13 protein-coding genes and 1 riboswitch are annotated in these 17,045 nt (G+C 70.6%); of the genes, 11 read left to right on the top strand and 2 right to left on the bottom strand.

The window, feature by feature from the left end:
* The first annotated feature begins 188 nt into the window (after positions 1 to 188).
* Positions 189 to 749: a GNAT family N-acetyltransferase gene (locus QRO03_RS00830; RefSeq protein ID WP_285135632.1), complete on the top strand. Its 561-nt coding sequence runs from the start codon at positions 189 to 191 to the stop codon at positions 747 to 749.
* 49 nt (positions 750 to 798) lie between these two features.
* On the top strand, positions 799 to 1,662 hold the full coding sequence (locus QRO03_RS00825) for an Fpg/Nei family DNA glycosylase (protein ID WP_285135631.1): 864 nt from the start codon (positions 799 to 801) through the stop codon (positions 1,660 to 1,662).
* A gap of 245 nt (positions 1,663 to 1,907) precedes the next feature.
* Here the strand turns inward: QRO03_RS00825 and QRO03_RS00820 are convergent, their stop codons facing one another.
* Positions 1,908 to 3,632 (bottom strand): S8 family serine peptidase, encoded by a 1,725-nt coding sequence (locus tag QRO03_RS00820; protein ID WP_285135630.1) that lies wholly within the window; start codon positions 3,630 to 3,632, stop codon positions 1,908 to 1,910.
* A 322-nt stretch (positions 3,633 to 3,954) separates the two neighbouring features.
* Positions 3,955 to 4,104: riboswitch (FMN riboswitch) on the top strand.
* Positions 4,105 to 4,160: 56 nt separating this feature from the next.
* On the opposite strand from QRO03_RS00820, the gene ribD reads away from it, so the two are divergent.
* The 7 genes from ribD to QRO03_RS00785 all read left to right on the top strand — a co-directional run bounded on the left by ribD (position 4,161) and on the right by QRO03_RS00785 (position 11,982).
* On the top strand, positions 4,161 to 5,285 hold the full coding sequence (gene ribD / locus QRO03_RS00815) for a bifunctional diaminohydroxyphosphoribosylaminopyrimidine deaminase/5-amino-6-(5-phosphoribosylamino)uracil reductase RibD (RefSeq protein ID WP_285135629.1): 1,125 nt from the start codon (positions 4,161 to 4,163) through the stop codon (positions 5,283 to 5,285).
* Positions 5,285 to 5,965, top strand: a complete 681-nt coding sequence (locus tag QRO03_RS00810) for a riboflavin synthase (RefSeq protein WP_285135628.1) — start codon at positions 5,285 to 5,287, stop codon at positions 5,963 to 5,965. The genes ribD and QRO03_RS00810 overlap by 1 nt, the downstream gene beginning before the upstream one ends.
* Positions 5,962 to 7,230 (top strand): GTP cyclohydrolase II, encoded by a 1,269-nt coding sequence (ribA, locus tag QRO03_RS00805; RefSeq protein ID WP_285135627.1) that lies wholly within the window; start codon positions 5,962 to 5,964, stop codon positions 7,228 to 7,230. The genes QRO03_RS00810 and ribA overlap by 4 nt, the downstream gene beginning before the upstream one ends.
* Positions 7,230 to 7,703 carry a 6,7-dimethyl-8-ribityllumazine synthase gene (gene ribH, locus QRO03_RS00800; protein ID WP_285135626.1) on the top strand — a complete coding sequence of 158 codons (474 nt, stop codon included), beginning with the start codon at positions 7,230 to 7,232 and terminating at the stop codon, positions 7,701 to 7,703. The genes ribA and ribH overlap by 1 nt, the downstream gene beginning before the upstream one ends.
* Before the next feature lie 159 nt (positions 7,704 to 7,862).
* Positions 7,863 to 8,216 (top strand): Fe-S protein, encoded by a 354-nt coding sequence (locus tag QRO03_RS00795; protein ID WP_285135625.1) that lies wholly within the window; start codon positions 7,863 to 7,865, stop codon positions 8,214 to 8,216.
* 207 nt (positions 8,217 to 8,423) lie between these two features.
* Entirely contained in the window at positions 8,424 to 9,875 is a 1,452-nt protein-coding gene (locus QRO03_RS00790; protein ID WP_285135624.1) for an MFS transporter, read from the top strand.
* A gap of 241 nt (positions 9,876 to 10,116) precedes the next feature.
* Complete coding sequence (locus QRO03_RS00785) at positions 10,117 to 11,982, top strand: ABC transporter ATP-binding protein (protein WP_285135623.1); 1,866 nt, start codon at positions 10,117 to 10,119, stop codon at positions 11,980 to 11,982.
* A 273-nt stretch (positions 11,983 to 12,255) separates the two neighbouring features.
* Here the strand turns inward: QRO03_RS00785 and QRO03_RS00780 are convergent, their stop codons facing one another.
* The gene (locus tag QRO03_RS00780; protein ID WP_285135622.1) at positions 12,256 to 14,145 is read right to left on the bottom strand and encodes a phosphoenolpyruvate carboxykinase (GTP); all 1,890 of its coding nucleotides are present in this window, start codon (positions 14,143 to 14,145) and stop codon (positions 12,256 to 12,258) included.
* Positions 14,146 to 14,263: 118 nt separating this feature from the next.
* Between QRO03_RS00780 and QRO03_RS00775 the strand changes: the two genes are divergently transcribed.
* Positions 14,264 to 15,703, top strand: coding sequence for an XRE family transcriptional regulator (locus QRO03_RS00775; RefSeq protein ID WP_285135621.1), 1,440 nt, complete (start codon positions 14,264 to 14,266; stop codon positions 15,701 to 15,703).
* Positions 15,704 to 15,881: 178 nt separating this feature from the next.
* Entirely contained in the window at positions 15,882 to 17,021 is a 1,140-nt protein-coding gene (locus QRO03_RS00770; protein ID WP_285135620.1) for an ABC transporter substrate-binding protein, read from the top strand.
* The last annotated feature ends 24 nt before the right edge of the window (positions 17,022 to 17,045 follow it).

The following is a 17,045-nucleotide window of genomic DNA, read 5'->3' as shown; positions in this document are numbered from 1 at the left end:
TCGACACCCCGACGCCCGTGCGACCTCTCGAGTCGCGCGGGCGTCGTCTTTCAGCGCGGACGACGACTGCACCGGAATCGGTGAGGCGCGCCGGAATCGGGTGCTGCGGCGCGTGGCATCCGATTCCGATACGGAGTCCCGAATCTGCGGCAGGGCGCGGCCGCGGCGGCCACCGGTAGCGTGACGGGATGGAACCGGAGACCCTGTGCACAGCCCGCCTCGAGCTGTCGCCGCCCCAGGCGGCGGACGCCGCCGTCATCCACGCGGAATGCCAGGATGCCGCGATCCAGCGTTTCACGACCGTTCCCTCGCCCTACCTCCCGGCGGATGCCGACGAGTTCGTGGCTCTGACGCATCGATGGTGGGCGGAGGGGTCCGAAGCGACGTGGGCGATCCGGGTGGACGGCGCGCTGAGGGGGATGATCGGACTGGCGCGTCTGCACAGCGGCGGGCCGGAGCTCGGGTATTGGATCTCGTCGGGCGTCCGCCGACAAGGGTTCGCGAGCGAGGCGGCGCGCGCCGTCATCGACTGGGGGTTCGCCGCGGAGCGCCCCGCCGTCGAACGCATCGAATGGCGCGCCGTCGTCGGCAACGTCGGCTCCGCAAGAGTCGCCCGGTCACTGGGATTCCGCTACGAGGGGCTGCTGCGACAGGCGCACAGCAACGCGCTCGGGCGCGCCGACCTCTGGATCGGCGGCCTTTTGCGCGGCGACGACCGGACACCGGTTTCATGGCCGACGCTCGACTGAGGCACGCAAGACCGTTCGCGATGTCGGAGGCACGTGGGAGCATGGGCGCATGCCGGAGATGCCAGAGGTCGAAGGGCTCGTCGAATTCCTGCGCGGGCGCCTCACGGGGCACAGGTTCGACAAGGCCACCGTGTCGGCGATCAACGCGCTCAAGACCTACGCCCCTCCCCTGACCGACCTCGTCGGTGCGGCGGTGACGGGCGTCGACCGGCACGGCAAGTTCGTCGACATCGCCACCGACGGCGGCGTCCATCTCGTCTTCCACCTCGCCAAGGCGGGCTGGCTGCGCTGGTACGACGCGCTGCCCGCGACACTCATCAAGCCAGGCAAGACGCCCATCGCCCTGCGGGTGGGATTCGACGACGGCTCGGGCTTCGACCTGACCGAAGCGGGCACGAAGAAGTCGCTCGCCGTGTACGCCGTCACCGACCCGAACGAGGTGCCGGGCATCGCCCGCCTGGGTCCCGACCCCCTCGACGACGACTTCGGCCGCCGGGAGTTCGGCGCGCTGCTGACCGGCCGGCGCACGCAGATCAAGGGAGTACTGCGCGATCAGTCGATCATCGCCGGTGTCGGCAACGCATACTCCGACGAGATCCTGCACGCGGCGAAGATGTCGCCGTACGCCCTCGCCGCCACCCTCACCGACGACGAGGTCGACCGCCTCTTCGTCGCGATGACGACGACGCTCGCAGAGGCCATCGATGCGGCCCGCGGCAAGCCGCCGGCGGAATTGAAGGATGCCAAGCGGCGGGGTATGCGCGTGCACGGGCGGCGCGGTCAGCAGTGTCCGGTCTGCGGCGACGAGGTGCGCAGCGTCTTCTTCGCCGACAACTCCCTCGAGTACTGCCCCACATGCCAGACCGGCGGCAAGCTGCTGGCGGACCGGCGACTCTCCCGGCTGCTGAAGTAGGTCGACGAGCGCGCCCTCAGGCGGGCGCACCCGCGGGCGGAGCCGCACGCCCCCGGCCGGGCATACCCGACGGCGGGGCCACACATCGCCGTGCGGGCGCACCCGACGGCGGAGCCGCACGCCCCCGGGCGGGCGCACCCGACGGCGGAGCCCCACGTCGGCGGCCGGGCGCACCGACGGCACAGGCGCCGGGAACGACGGCGGCGGGCGACACCGAAGTGCCGCCCGCCGCTGTTCTCAGGACGTCAGGAGATCGCGATCGTCACAATCGGGCTCCACCCGATGTTGCCGGCGGCGTCGACCGCGCGCGAGCGGATCTGGTAGCGACCCTTCGGGTACTGGCTGGAGTCCAGCGTCGTACGCCACAGGCCGTCGCTGCCGCGCACGGCGTCTCCCAGCTTGGTCGAGCCCGCCCAGAAGCTGACGCCCGTGACGCCCACGTTGTCGCTCGCCGAGGCGACGAGGTCACCGCGACCCGAGATGGTCGATCCCGTCGTGGGGCTGACGATCGAGGTGGTCGGCACCGTCTTGTCCGGCCCGGCGGTCGGCGACGGGGTCGGCGTCGGAGTGGGCGTGCGCGTCGGCGTGGGCGACGGAGTCGGCGACGCGGTCGGCGTGGGCGAGGCGGTCGGCGTCGGCGTGGGAGTCGGCGTCGGGGTCGGGGTGGGGGTCGGCTGCGGGACGGTGCCGGTCGGCGCGACCGTGGCCAGGTAGCCGTAGTACTTGCTCGACGAGGCTCCGGCGGCCGACGGGCTGCCGAACCAGGTGTGGCCCTTCGCGTCGGCGGCGGACGCCTGCGCCATGACCTGTCGGATGACCTGCGGAGTGGTCATGCCGGAGCAGTTGCCCGTGACGAAGCAGTTGAGGACGACGCCGCTGAGCGCCGCGGTCGCCATCGACGTGCCCGACTGGATGTAGCCGAAGCGGTCACCCTTGAGGGTCGTGTACGGGCAGGTGCCGGGCGCGGCCAGCGTGTGGGCCTTGTCGGCGTCGGAGACGGCGTAGTTCGTGTTCAACCAGGGCGAGTCGTCCTTGGTGGACAGGCCGCAGGTGCTCGCGGCCAGTCCGCCGGGCTTGCCGTCGTAGTCGGCCATGTTGGTCGCCACCAGCACCTCGTCGTACGAGCCGGGGAGGACACGCCCCAGGTCGGTGGCGCCGTTTCCTGCGCCGGATACCACGACGACGCCCTGCGACGTCAGCCGGCAGATGGACTGGTGGAGCGCGTCGGCGTTGCTGTAACCGCAGTTGCCGTCGTCGACGCCTTCGAAGCCGAGGCTCATGTTGGCGACCTTGATGTTGTAGGTCGCTGCATTGGCGACGACCCAGTCCACACCGCAGAGCACCGAAGAAAGCGTGCCCTTGTTCTTGGCATCCATCACCCGGACCGAGTAGATCGGTGCGCCGGGGGCGACGCCCACCGTGCCGAAATCATTGTCGTAGGCGGCGATGTAACCCGAGACGCCGGTGCCGTGACCGTTGCCGTCGCGCTCGTCGCTGGTGCCGAGGCAGTTGACCGCCTTGACGAGGTTGTAGTCGATGTGCGGGTTGACGCCCGAGTCGATCACCGCGACCGCGGGTCCGGTCCAGGGCGTCTGCACCCCGTCGCCCACGTTCAGCGGCGCCTTGTCCGCCTGAACGGTCTTGGGCGTGGGGGTGTCCATCTGGGCGAAGCCCTCGACCTCGACGTCGGCCGTCAGGATGCTGACGCGGCGGTCGTTCGCCAGGGCCGTGGCCTCGGCTGCGGTCAGCGTCGCCGCGAAACCGTTCAAGGCGGCGGTGTACCGGTCGTCGATGTCGACGCCGTAGCGCGATGCGAGTGCAACCGCGTCGACGCCGTCGGCGAGCCCGATGATGTAGTCGCCCGCGGGACGCGTCGCTGCCGACGCCGGTGCCGCACCGACCACACCGGCGAGCAGGACGGCGGCCACAGCCACCATCGCACTCGCGGGACGGAAGATCTTCAAAGCCATTCCCTCTACCCTCGCGAAAGATTCTGGGCGGAGAGATAGGAAATCCGCCACTGGACAGGATAGGGGCAGAACGTTTCAACCAGGTGACGAAGACGGGATTCTTTGATAAGGATCCAAGATCCGTTCCGCGGCGGGGAAATGCACGCACGGTCGGATTCCCTCCTCCCCACCCGGTGCGCGCGACGCCGACCCGGGCGGCGTCACCGGTTGACACCCCGACGCGTCCCTCGTCATCCTCGCCTTTCACGGACGCCCGTGCGTGTCCATCCGTGTCGGGGAATGAAACCGTGCGGGGCGCGTTCACTACACTCAGAAGTGCAACAACGTGCTCCGGGGTCGGTGGGAATCCGAACCGGCGGTGACAGTCCGCGAACCCCTCCGCTCTCAGCGGTGGGGCCGATCCGGTGGAATTCCGGGACCGACGGTGATGCGGGGGTCCTCCCTCGCTAGTCCGGATAGGAGGCAGCACGGATGGCGCGTCGCGCCTTCCCGCTGGCCCTGCCCCGACACCGCGGGAAGGACAGGGAAATGGCATCCGCCGTCGAGATCGACGCCATGCGGCGAGCGCTGCAGCTCGCCCGGCGCGGCCCGCGCGGGCTGAACCCGCAGGTCGGTGCCGTCGTCCTCTCCCCCGCGGGAGACATCCTCGCGGAAGGTTTCCATCGCGGAGCGGGCACGGCGCACGCCGAGGTCGACGCCCTGTCGCAGCTGACGCCGGGAGCCGCCCGCGGCGCCACCGCCGTCGTCACCCTCGAGCCGTGCAACCACACCGGCCGGACGGGTCCGTGCGCACAGGCCCTCATCGACGCCGGGGTGGCGCGAGTGGTCTACGCCCTCGACGACCCCACCGATGCCGCGGCCGGTGGAGCCGACCGCCTGCGTGGCTCCGGCGTGGACGTGGAGAGCGGACCCGAGGCCGTCGCCGCCGCCGAGCTGGTCGGCGACTGGGTGGCGCTGCAGCGCACCGGACGCCCGCACGTCACCGTCAAGTGGGCGCAGAGCCTCGACGGCCGTGCCGCCGCCGCCGACGGTACGAGCCAATGGATCACCGGACCCGCCGCCCGCCGCGACGTGCACGCCCGCCGTGCGCAGGCCGACGCGATCGTCGCCGGCACCGGCACCGTCCGCGCCGACGATCCCGCGCTCACCGCGCGCACCGAAGACGGCTCGTTGCTCGAGACCCAACCCATCCCGGTGATCATCGGCGAGAGCGAGACGGCTCCGGATGCCGCGGTGCGCCGTCATCCGCGGGAGCCGCTCTTCTACGCCACCCACGACCTGCCCGCGGTGCTCGCCGATCTCGCCGAGCAGGGCGTTCAACGGGTGTTCGTCGAGGGTGGCCCGACGCTGGCGAGCGCATTCGTGCGCGGCGGGCTCGCCGACGAGCTGCTCGTCTACGTCGCCCCGGTGCTGCTGGGCGGGTCGCGCCTCGCCGTCGGCGATGTGGGTGTCTCGACGATCGACGAGGCGCGGCGTCTCGCGGTGGCATCCATCGAGAACCTCGGCGACGACCTGCTGATCGTCGCGCGCCCCGCGCCGACACAGGACGCCGCTCCCCCGCACGCGTCGACGGAGCCGTCCGGCGCGCACGACGAGATCGCCCCCGCAGAACCCGCCCGCGCGACCGCGCGCGCGCACGAAGGAGACGCCTGATGTTCACCGGAATCGTTGAAGAGATCGGCGCCGTCACCGCCGTCGAGCCCTCGGGCGACGGCGTGCGACTCACGCTGCGAGCCCCCCTGTCGGTGTCGGATGCCGGGCACGGCGACTCGATCTCGGTCAGCGGCGTCTGCCTCACCGTCGTCGACCAGGGCGACGACTGGTTCACCGCCGACGTCATGAAGCAGACCCTCGACATGTCGACCCTCGTCGACGTGGCACCGGGGCGCGCCGTCAACCTCGAGAGGGCGACGGCCGCGCACGGACGTCTGGGCGGGCACATCGTGCAGGGACACATCGACGGCACGGGGATCGTTCGCGAGGTGCGCCCTGGCGCTCAGTGGAGCGTCGTCCGGGTCGGCATCCCGCCTCACCTGGCGCCCCTCGTCGTCGACAAGGGCTCGATAGCGATCGATGGGGTCTCGCTCACCGTCAGCGCCGTCAGCGAGGCCCCCGACCCGCAGCCGTGGCTCGAGGTGTCGTTGATCCCCGAGACCCTGGCGGCGACCACACTCGGAGCGGCGAAGGCCGGAACCCCCGTCAACCTCGAGACCGACATCCTGGCGCGGCACGTGCAACGCATGCTCGCCTTCCGTACGACCGCCGGCGCGTCCGGCGGAGACGAAGAGAACCCCGCGGCCACGGCCGCAACGACCGAGAGGGGCTCCGCATGAGCCTGTCCACCATCCCCGAGGCCCTGGAGGCCCTGCGTCAGGGGCGGCCCATCCTGGTCGCCGACGACGAGAACCGTGAGAACGAGGGCGACGTCATCATCTCGGCGCAGCTCGCCACCCCCGAGTGGCTGGCCTGGACGGTCCGCTGGTCGAGCGGCTACGTCTGCGCGCCGATGCCCGGCGAGTGGGCCGACCGCCTCGACCTCCCCCCGATGGTCGAGGTGAACCAGGACGCCCGCGGCACCGCCTACACGGTGAGCGTCGACGCGGCATCCGGGGTCACGACGGGCATCAGCGCCGCCGACCGCTCCCGCACCCTCAACGTGCTCGCCGACCCGGAGTCGGCGCCGACGAGCCTCATCCGTCCCGGGCACGTCCTCCCCCTCCGGGCCGTCGACGGAGGCGTGCGCGAGCGGGCGGGGCACACCGAGGCCGCCGTCGACCTCATGCGGCTTGCGGGCCTCGAACCGGTCGGCGCGATCGCCGAGGTGGTGGCCGACGACGGCAGCATGATGCGGCTGCCCGGGCTCTTCGAGCTCGGCGAGCGCGACGGCATCCCGGTCATCACGATCGAGCAGCTGATCGCCTACCTCAACGACACCGACCCGCTGCCGGCGGCCACCCCCGCGCGTCGCCGCGTGAGCCTGCGCGCCGAGTCGAACGTGCCCACCTCGCACGGGACCTTCCGCTTCCTCGCCTACAAGGACCGGATCACGGGCACCGATCACCTCGCCGTCGTCTCGGGCGACCTCACGGAGTCCGCACCCCTCGTGCGGGTGCACTCGGAATGCCTGACCGGCGAGGCGTTCGGGTCGCTGAAGTGCGAGTGCGGGCCCCAACTGGAGGCCGCGCTCGACACCATCGACCGCAACGGCGGCATCGTCATCTACATGCGCGGCCACGAGGGCCGTGGCATCGGGCTGATCAACAAGCTGCGCGCGTACAACCTGCAGGAGCGCGGCATGGATACCGTGGATGCCAATCTGGCCCTGGGCCTGCCCGCCGACGCCCGCGATTACGCCGCCGCCGCCGGCATCCTCGCCGACCTCGGGGTCGACAAGGTCCGCCTGCTGACGAACAACACCGACAAGGTCGCGCAGCTGCGCGGCTTCGGCCTCGACGTCGTCGAGCAGGTGCCCCTCCTCGTCGGCGTCGGCCCCAACAACCACCAGTACCTCGAGACGAAGCGTGACCGCATGGGCCACATCATCGGCGAGGACGACCTGCGCGACGCGCTCGCGCACGCGAAGGAAGAGAGCGCCTGATGGCCGGCAGTGGAGCACCCGAGACCGGAGGCGTCGACGCCTCCGACCTGAACATCGTCGTCGTCGCCGGCACCTGGCACGAGGTGATCACCGACGGGCTCATCGCGGGCGCGAAGCGGATCCTGGATGCCACGGGTGCCACCTACCGCGTCGTGCGGGTCCCGGGCTCGTTCGAGCTGCCCGTGGCCGCGCGGGCCGCGTTCGACGGCGGGGCGGATGCCGTCGTCGCCCTCGGCGTGATCATCCGGGGCGGGACGCCGCACTTCGAGTTCGTGTCGTCGGCGGCGACCGACGGCCTGACGCGCGTCGCCCTCGACGCGGGCAAGCCCGTCGGCTTCGGCGTGCTGACCCTCGACGACGAGCAGCAGGGCCTCGACCGCGCGGGGCTCGAGGGCTCGAAGGAGGACAAGGGCGAGGAGGCCGCGGACGCTGCGATCCGCACCGCCCTCGTGCTGCGGGAGCTGCGCGGCTGACAGCGGCGGGTCGAGGGCTCACGCCGACCGGGGCACGCAATGTGCAGCGGGGCGAGCAACGAACGCCCCGGTGCACATCGGCCGCCCCGAACGCGGCGCTGCGGGGCTGAGGCCCCCCTTGCTGGCGACGGGGGCCGTGGCGTCCCTACCCTGGCGGGTATGGAGATTCTGCGTGACGTCGTCGTCCTCGTGCACCTCGTCGGCTTCGCCGTGCTCTTCGGCGCGTGGACCGTCGAGGCGGTCGCCCGACGCGTGCGCGTGACGCGGCTGATGAACTCCGCGCTGGGCATCTCGCTGCTGACCGGCCTCATCCTGTCGGCGCCGTGGGGCCTCGACCACGACCTCAACTACGTCAAGATCGGCGTCAAACTCGTCATCCTGCTCGTGATCGGCGCGCTGATCGGAATCGGCTCGGCGCGGCAGAAGCGCACGGGCTCGCTGCCCCCGGCGCTGTTCTGGCCGGTCGGCATCCTGACGCTGGTGAACGCCGGCCTCGCGGTCATCTGGCGCTGACCACCACGTACACGTGACGCCGCCCTCTCGGGCGGAATCCGGCGTACGCTCAGCGCACGCATAGACTGGAGGGTCTAGACGCCCCTCACCCGGGGACGTCGCCGGTGCTCCCGCCGTGCGCTCCCTCACTCCCACCCCTGTGATCGCTGCGCCCCACCGCTGCGCCCCATCCCGGACGCGAACGAAGAACCTTCCCGTCAGGCAGTCATGACCACGTCATCCCCCTCCACCCGCTCCACCGCCGCCCCGGCCAATCCGCGCTCGCGTGTCATCACCGCGAGCCTGGTCGGGACGACGATCGAGTTCTACGACTTCTACGCGTACGCCACCGCCGCAGTCCTCGTCTTCCCGGTGCTCTTCTTCCCCACCGGCAACGAGACCACCTCGCTGCTGCTGTCGTTCAGCGTCTTCGGCGCCGCCATGGTCGCGCGCCCGCTCGGCGCCATCGTGTTCGGCCACTTCGGCGACCGGTTCGGCCGCAAGGCGACGCTCGTGGCATCCCTTCTCACGATGGGTGTCGCGACCTTCCTCATCGGGTGCCTCCCGACCTTCAACGAGATCGGCGTCTGGGCGGCCGTGCTGCTGCTCGTCATGCGCCTCGCGCAGGGGTTCGCCCTCGGCGGCGAATGGTCGGGCGCGGCGCTCGTCGCGACCGAGAACGCCCCGAAGGGCAAGCGCGCGCTGTTCGGCACGTTCCCGCAGCTCGGCGCCCCGATCGGCTTCATCATCGCCAACACGGTGTTCCTCGTCATCAACTTCGCGCTGCCGCACCCCGACGGCACGGCTCAGCGCTCCGAGGAGTTCCTCACCTGGGGCTGGCGCGTGCCGTTCCTGTTCTCGGCGATCATGGTCATCGTCGGCCTGTACGTGCGTCTCAAGCTCGTCGAGAGCACGTCGTTCTCGAAGGCCGAGAAGAGCGGCGCGATCCGCAAGTTCCCGCTCGGCGAGGTCGTCCGCCGCAACGGCAAGCAGCTCGTGCTCGGCACGTTCATCATGCTCGCGACCTACGTGCTGTTCTACCTCATGACCAGCTTCACGCTGTCGTACGGCACCAAGCCCACCCTCGAGGGCGCTGCCGCCGCCGCCGAGACGGCCGGCACCGCGTTCGACGCCGCCGCCTACGTGCCGGGCCTCGGTTTCGGCTACACCGACTTCGTCATCATGCAGATCATCGGCGTGGTGTTCTTCGGTGTCTTCACGATGCTGTCGGGCCCCGTCGCCGACGCCATCGGGCGCAAGCGTCTGCTCATCGGCGTGACGATCGCGATCATCGTGTTCGGCCTGACCTTCTCGGTGTTCCTGCTGCCGCACGCCGACCCGAAGTTCACCGGCGCGCTCGTGCAGGCCTTCCTCGTGTTCGGGTTCCTGCTCATGGGCACGACCTTCGGACCGATGGGCGCGGTGCTGCCCGAGCTCTTCCCCACGAACACGCGGTACACCGGCTCGGCCATCTCGTACAACGTCTCGTCGATCCTCGGAGCGGCCCTCGCCCCGATCGTCGCCGTCGCGCTGTGGGCCGCCGGAGACGGCAACCCGTGGCTGGTCGGGCTGTACCTGTCGGGCATGGGCGTGCTGACCCTGATCGCCGTCGTGCTCTCGCCCGAGACGAAGGACGTCGACTACGACGACAACATCGCCGCCGGAGCGACCGCGCCGTAACGCGTTCTCTTCGCGACGACGGATGCCACGGGGCCCGAGCCTCGTGGCATCCGTCGTTCCGTCCGAGGGGACGCGGTGGCGGAACGCGGGTGAGCGTGCACGGGAAGCCGAGCCGTGCCGGAGTGCGGCGCCCGCACCGCCGATTCCCCCGGAGTTCGGTACGCCGTCGAGCGGACCCGACCGGTGATGTCGGTGCCGGGAGGTACGGTCGAAGGATCCCATTTCCTTTCCCGAGGTGAGCATGTCCGTTCCCGCTCCCGCGCGCGGTCGGCGCGGCCGCCGTGTGCCCGAGGGCCCGCGCGCGTCGTTCCGGCAGCTGCTGCCCTTCCTGCTCGAGCACAAGCGCACGCTCGTCGTCGTCGCGGTCCTGAGCATCCTGGGCGCGGGCGCGACCCTCGTGCAGCCGCTCCTCGTCGGCCAGGTGATCACGCGCGTGCAGCAGTCGGTGCCGCTCGGCGCGCTGGTGTGGTTGCTCGTCGGCTTCGTCGTGCTGTCGTCGCTGATCTCGGGCTATCAGCACTACCTGCTCCAGCGCACCGGAACCGCCGTCGTCTACTCCAGCCGGCGGCGGCTCATCGCCCGGATCCTGCGCCTGCCCATCAGCGAGTTCGACGCGCGCCGCACCGGCGACCTCGTCTCACGCGTGGGCACCGACACCACCCTGCTGTACGCCGTGCTGACGCAGGGACTCGCGGATGCCGTGGGCAACGCGCTCATCCTCATCGGCGCGGTCATCGCGATGGCGTTCATCGACCCCCTCCTGCTCGGCCTGATCGTCATCGTCATCGGAGCGTCGCTGGCGACGGTCGTCGTGCTCAGCAGGAGGATCCGCGTCGCCTCCGCCGCCCAGCAGGAGAAGGTCGGCGAACTGTCGGCCGGTGTCGAGCGCGCCGTCGGTTCCATCCGCACCATCCGCGCCGCGGGAGCCACCGCGCGCGAGACCGCGACGGTCACCGAGACCGCGACCGCGGCGTACGACGCGGGAGTGCGCATCGCGAAGGTCTCGGCGCTCATCGTGCCGGTCGCCGGCATCGCGCTGCAGGTGTCACTGCTCGTGGTGCTGGGCGTCGGCGGGTTCCGCGTGGCATCCGGCGCCATCGACGTCGCCGCCCTCGTCACCTTCGTCATCTTCCTCTTCCTCCTGGTGCAGCCGCTCGCGTCCGCGATCGGCGCGATCACCTCCGTCAATCAGGCGTTGGGCGCGCTCGGACGTATCCAGGAGGTGCTCGACCTGCCCCTCGAAGACGAGGGTGACCGGCCCGGCACGTCGACGGCGGTTCCGGATGCCGCGGCGATCGCCTTCCGCGAGGTGCGCTTCCGATACCCGGAACACGTCGTCAAGGCACGCGAGGCCGCGGCCGCGGAGGCCCGCTCGGTGCTGGCCGACGTGCATCTCGAGGCCGCCGAGCCGCCCGCCGAAACCGATCTCGAGGTGTTGCGCGGAGTGTCGTTCGCCGTGCCGCGGGGCTCACGCGTCGCGCTCGTGGGACCGTCGGGCGCGGGCAAGAGCACGATCCTCTCGCTCGTCGAGCGCTTCTACGACCCCACCGACGGGGAGATCCTCATCGACGGTGTCGACGCGCGCGAGCTGTCCCGCGACGAGCTGCGCGCCCGGTTCGGCTACGTCGAGCAGGACGCCCCCACCCTCGCCGGCACGATCGCCGACAATCTGCGCCTCGCCTCGCCCGCGGCATCCGATGCCGACTGCGAGCGGGTACTCCGCGCGGTGAACCTCGGCGACGTGCTCAAGCGCAACCCGCTCGGCGTCGACGCGCCCGTCGGCGAAGACGGGGTCATGCTCTCGGGCGGAGAGCGTCAGCGTCTCGCGATCGCGCGCGCCCTGCTGGCTGCTCCCCCGGTGCTGCTGCTCGACGAGTCGACGTCATCGCTCGACGGTGTGAACGAGCAGCGCATGCGCGAGGCCATCGACGCCGTCGCGACCGACCGCACGCTCCTCGTCATCGCCCACCGGCTGTCCACCGTCGTCGACAGCGACCTCATCGTCGTGCTGCAGGACGGCCGCGTGGTCGGCCAGGGCACGCACAGCGAGCTCGTGGCATCCACTCCCCTGTACCGCGACCTGGCGAAGCACCAACTGCTGGTGTGACGCGGGGGCTCCCCCGAGCCAGTCACGGCGCCCACTCCGGCGGTGCGCTCGCGCGACCCCGCTGCCGACGTACGTTCGCCGCGGTCGCAGCCGAATCGGCCCGCATGCACCGCGGCGGCTCGGCGACCTCGGCGGCTCGGCGACCTCGGCGGCTCGGCGACCGCGGCGGCGCATGACGACGCCCCTCCCGCGCGCCAAGAACGGGAGGGGCGTCGAGTCCGACACTCGCCCCACCGCGCGAAACGGCGGGCGGGGCGAGAGCAGGGGGCCGGCTCAGGACCGCTGGAGGCGGTACCGCAGCGCGGCGAGCTCGGCGCGCAGGGGCGCCGGCAGGTGCGAGCCGAACGTGTCGTAGAACTCCTCGGTCATGTCGGCCTCGGCCAGCCACGAGCGGGCGTCGACCGAGAACAGCTCGGCGAGGTCGGCGGCCGGGAGGTCGAGCCCGGTGAGGTCGAGGTCCTCGATCTTCGGCAGGCGGCCGATGGGGCTGTCCACGGCATCCACCTGCCCGTCGACGCGGCGGATGATCCAGTCGATGACGCGGGCGTTGTCGCCGAATCCGGGCCAGAGGAAGCGGCCGTCATCACCCTTGCGGAACCAGTTGACCTGGAAGATGCGCGGCGCACGGTCGAAGCGGAGCTTCTGGCCGACCTTCAGCCAGTGGCCGAAGTAGTCGCCCATGTTGTAGCCGCAGAAGGGCAGCATCGCGAAGGGGTCGCGGCGGAGTTCGCCGACCGTCCCCTCCTGCGCGGCCGTCTTCTCGCTCGACACCGTCGAGCCGATGAAGACGCCGTGCGACCAGTCGGTGGCCTCGACGACGAGCGGCACGTTGGTCGCGCGGCGACCGCCGAACAGGATGACGTCGAGCGGCACGCCCTGGGGGGCCTCCCAGTCCTCGGCGATCTGCGGGCACTGGGCGGCGCCGACGGTGAATCGCGAGTTGGGGTGGGCGGCGGGACGACCCGACGCGGGCGTCCAGGCGTTGCCCTCCCAGTCGGTGAGGTGCGGGGGCGCCTCGTCGGTCAGGCCCTCCCACCACACGTCGCCGTCGGGGCGGAGCGCGACGTTCGTGAAGATCGTGTTGCCCCACAGGGTCTCGATCGCCGTGACGTTGGTCGACTCGCCCGTTCCGGGTGCGACGCCGAAGAAGCCGGCCTCGGGGTTGATCGCCCAGAGGCGTCCGTCCTCGCCGGGGCGGATCCAGGTGATGTCGTCGCCGAGGGTCTCGACGCGCCAGCCGGGGATGGTGGGGCGCAGCATCGCGAGGTTGGTCTTGCCGCAGGCCGAGGGGAACGCGGCGGCCACGTGGTACGCCTTGCCCTTCGGGTCGATCACGCGGATGAGCAGCATGTGCTCGGCGAGCCAGCCCTCATCGCGGCCGATGACCGAGGCGATGCGCAGCGCGAAGCACTTCTTGGCCAGGATGGCGTTGCCGCCGTAGCCCGAACCGAACGACCACACCTCGAGGGTGTCGGGGAAGTGCACGATGTACTTCTCGTCGTTGCACGGCCACGTGACATCGGCCTCGCCCGGCGCGAGCGGGGCCCCGACCGAGTGGACCGTCTTGACCCACGGGGCGCCCTTGGCGACCTGCTCGAGCACCGCCGTGCCGACGCGCGTCATGACACCGATGGATGCCACGGCGTAGGCGCTGTCGGTGATCTGCACGCCGATGTGGCTGAGGGGGCCGCCGACGGCGCCCATCGAGAACGGGACGACGTACAGCGTGCGTCCGCGCATCGAGCCCTCGAAGACGCGGTTCAGCGTCTCGCGGATCTCGGCCGGGGCGATCCAGTTGTTCGTGGGCCCGGCGTCCTCCTCGCTCTCGGAGGCGATGTAGGTGCGCGACTCGAGGCGGGCGACGTCACCGGGGTGCGAGCGGGCCAAGTACGAACCGGGCCGCCACTCGGGGTTGAGCTTGATGAGCTTGCCCTCGTCGACCATGTCGCGCAGCAGCGCGTCGTTCTCGGCGGGCGAGCCGTCGACCCAGTGGATGCGGTCGGGCTGCGTGAGGGCTGCGACCTGGTCGACCCACGCGGTCAGCGCGGCGAGACCTGGGCCCTCGACAGCCGGACGCACGCCGTGACCGGGGCGGGCGGCGCGAGCGGCGGCAGCGGTCGCGGCATTGCGGGAGCTGGAGCTGAAGATGTCGGCGAGAGCCATGTCGTTCTCCTCGGTTGAGAGCAAACTCGGTGTCGTTCCTCCATATTGAGGCCCTCGCAACCCGACTTTCAGCCCTTTGTGGCTATAAGAATCAGCTTTCTTTCGATATGGTCAAGGAATGGCGTCGTCCTTCGAACTCACCACCCTGGGCCACCGCATCCGTCATCACCGGCTGGCCCGCGGGCTCACGCTCGATGAGCTGGGTGCTCTCGTCGGCGTGGCGGGAAGCCAGCTGAGCCTCATCGAGAACGGCAAGCGCGAGCCCAAGCTCTCGCTCCTGCAGGAGATCGCGCGCGCGACCGAGACCGAGGTCACCGAACTGCTCTCGAGCGAGCCGCCGAACCGCCGCGCCGCGCTCGAGATCGAGCTCGATAGGGCGCAGGGCAGCCCGTTCTTCCGGCAACTCGGCATCCCGCCGGTCAAAGTGAGCAAAGGCACCAGCGACGACACGATCGAGGCCGTGCTGGGCCTGCACCGAGAACTGCAGCGACGCGAGCGCGCGACCATCGCGAGCCCCGAGGAAGCGCGTCGCGCCAACACCGAGCTGCGCCTGCGCATGCGCGAGACGGCGAACCACCTGCCCGAGATCGAAAGCCTGGCCGAGAAGCAGCTCAAAGCCGCGGGGCACGCGACCGGCGCCCTGACGCACCGCACGGTCAGCATCATGGCCGAGCAGCTCGGGTTCGAACTCATCTACGTCAACGACCTGCCGCACTCGGCGCGCTCGGTCACCGACCTCGAGCACGGTCGCATCTACCTGCCCCCGGCATCCATCCCCGGCGGTCACGGCCTGCGCTCGATGGCCCTGCAGGCGATGGCGCACCGCCTGCTCGGGCACCGCCCGCCCACCGACTACGCCGATTTCCTGCAGCAGCGCCTCGAGATCAACTACTACGCCGCGTGCTGCCTCATGCCCGAGACCAGCTCCGTCGCCTTCCTGACGCAGGCGAAGAAAGACCGCAACCTCGCCGTCGAGGACTTCCGCGACGCGTTCGGTGTGACCCACGAGGCCGCGGCGATGCGCATGACCAACCTCATGACGACCCACCTCGGCGTGCACCTGCATTTCCTCCGCGTCGACGGCGACGGCGCCATCTCGCGCGTGTACGAGAACGACGGACTCCCCCTGCCGACAGATGTCACCGGGTCGGTCGAGGGACAGGTCGTGTGCAAGAAGTTCTCGGCGCGCGCCGCGTTCGCCGAGCACAACCGCACGACCGAGCATTACCAGTACACCGACACCCCCGCCGGTACCTTCTGGTGCTCCTCGCAGACGGGAACCACCAGCGACGGCGACTTCTCGATCACCGTGGGCGTCCCCTTCGACGATGCGCGGTGGTTCCGCGGCCGCGAGACCACGAAGCGCGGGATCTCCCACTGCCCCGACGAGTCGTGCTGCCGTCGCCCCGACACCGAGGCCGCCGAACGCTGGCAGGGCAAGGCGTGGCCGAGCGCCCGCGTGCACCGGTACATGTTCTCGCCCCTGCCGCGCGGGATGTTCCCGGGCGTCGACGACGCCGAAGTCTTCGCGTTCCTGGATCGTCACGCCGACGGCTGAGGAGTCGGCGGGCGGGGCGGCGGCGTGAACGCACGGCGCCGACACCCGTGCAGGGGGCACGTCCCCAGGCGGGCGGCGACTCGCCGACCCGGTAATCGAATCGACACGATGGGCGCGCTTTAACGAAACGTAAAAGATTTACATTAGCGGGACTCTCACCGATACGGAGGCTCCCGACATGTCACACCTTCGCACCGCCCTCTCACCGTCCGCCGCGAGGATCGATCCGACGCCCGCCGCCCCCACCCTCACGCGCCGCCGCCGCCGTCGCGTCGCCGCCGCGACCAGCGGCGTCCTCCTCCTCGCCCTCGCCGTGACGGGATGCGCCGCCCCCGCTGCCTCGTCGAGTAGTGCGAGCCCCGACTCGCTCGGCACCGCCAGCGTCGCCCTCAGCTGGATCAAGAACTACGAATTCGCCGGTTACTACTTCGCCGACCAGAACGGCGACTACACCGATGCCGGCTTCGACAAGGTCGATCTCATCGCCGGCGGCGGCAACACAAACTCCTGGGACCTCGTGCTCTCGGGCCAGGCGAAGATGGGTCTCGCCTCCGACCTCACCGGAATCACCGGAGCCATCAACGACGGTGCCGAACTGAAGATCATCGGCGCGCAGTTCGTCAAGAACCCCGTCGGCTTCGTCTCTCTCGCCGCGAACCCCATCCGCACCGTCGCCGACCTGACGGGCAAGCGGATCGGCGTCGACGCGGGCGGCAAGCTCGCCGTGGAGGCGGTGCTCAAGGCGAATGACCTCCCCTCCGACACCGTCGAGTTCGTGTCAGTGCCCGCCGGCGTCGACCCGCTGATGAACGGCGAGGTGGACGCGCTGATCGGCTTCCTCACCAACTATCCGATCGCCGTCAAGAACGCCGGCGGAGACGTGGTGACCATGTCGTTCGCCGACGCCAACTACGCGCAGTTCGGCGACGCGGTGGTGGTGAGCGAGAAGGACCTGACCGAGAATCGTGAGGCGCTGAAGGCGATCATGAAGGCCAGCATCGAGGGATGGAACTCCGCCCTCGACGAGGGGACGGATGCCATCGCCGACATCGCGATGACTTACGGCGGCGCCGACAACGGTCTCGACCGGCAGTTGCAGGTCGACTCCGCCGGCGTTCTCCCCTCATTCATGCTCACCCCCGACACGGTGAAGAACGGCATCTTCACCCTGACCCCCGAGCTCATCGACCAGGCCGTGTCGTCGCTCGCCGCCGCGGGGATCACCGCCGATCCCGGGATGTTCGACACCACGCTGCTCGAAGAGGTCTACGCCGAGAACCCCGACCTGATCCCGGGCTTCACCGTCCCGGCATCCTGAGCCCGCACCGCCGACGAGAGAGAG

Source organism: Microbacterium sp. lyk4-40-TSB-66 (genome assembly GCF_030209475.1).
Lineage (GTDB): Bacteria > Actinomycetota > Actinomycetes > Actinomycetales > Microbacteriaceae > Microbacterium.
The sequence above is the reverse complement of the archived record's forward strand: the minus strand, read 5'-3'. Positions and strand labels throughout refer to the sequence as shown.

Excerpts from the sequence above, each read along its gene's own strand:
- ribA (WP_285135627.1), top strand. The coding sequence starts at position 5,962 with ATGAGCCTGTCCACCATCCCCGAGGCCCTGGAGGCCCTGCGTCAGGGG.
- QRO03_RS00830 (WP_285135632.1), top strand. The coding sequence starts at position 189 with ATGGAACCGGAGACCCTGTGCACAGCCCGCCTCGAGCTGTCGCCGCCC.
- QRO03_RS00770 (WP_285135620.1), top strand. The coding sequence starts at position 15,882 with ATGTCACACCTTCGCACCGCCCTCTCACCGTCCGCCGCGAGGATCGAT.
- ribD (WP_285135629.1), top strand. The coding sequence starts at position 4,161 with ATGGCATCCGCCGTCGAGATCGACGCCATGCGGCGAGCGCTGCAGCTC.
- QRO03_RS00775 (WP_285135621.1), top strand. The coding sequence starts at position 14,264 with ATGGCGTCGTCCTTCGAACTCACCACCCTGGGCCACCGCATCCGTCAT.
- QRO03_RS00810 (WP_285135628.1), top strand. The coding sequence starts at position 5,285 with ATGTTCACCGGAATCGTTGAAGAGATCGGCGCCGTCACCGCCGTCGAG.
- QRO03_RS00785 (WP_285135623.1), top strand. The coding sequence starts at position 10,117 with ATGTCCGTTCCCGCTCCCGCGCGCGGTCGGCGCGGCCGCCGTGTGCCC.
- QRO03_RS00780 (WP_285135622.1), bottom strand. The coding sequence starts at position 14,145 with ATGGCTCTCGCCGACATCTTCAGCTCCAGCTCCCGCAATGCCGCGACC.
- QRO03_RS00820 (WP_285135630.1), bottom strand. The coding sequence starts at position 3,632 with ATGGCTTTGAAGATCTTCCGTCCCGCGAGTGCGATGGTGGCTGTGGCC.
- QRO03_RS00790 (WP_285135624.1), top strand. The coding sequence starts at position 8,424 with ATGACCACGTCATCCCCCTCCACCCGCTCCACCGCCGCCCCGGCCAAT.
- QRO03_RS00795 (WP_285135625.1), top strand. The coding sequence starts at position 7,863 with ATGGAGATTCTGCGTGACGTCGTCGTCCTCGTGCACCTCGTCGGCTTC.
- ribH (WP_285135626.1), top strand. The coding sequence starts at position 7,230 with ATGGCCGGCAGTGGAGCACCCGAGACCGGAGGCGTCGACGCCTCCGAC.
- QRO03_RS00825 (WP_285135631.1), top strand. The coding sequence starts at position 799 with ATGCCGGAGATGCCAGAGGTCGAAGGGCTCGTCGAATTCCTGCGCGGG.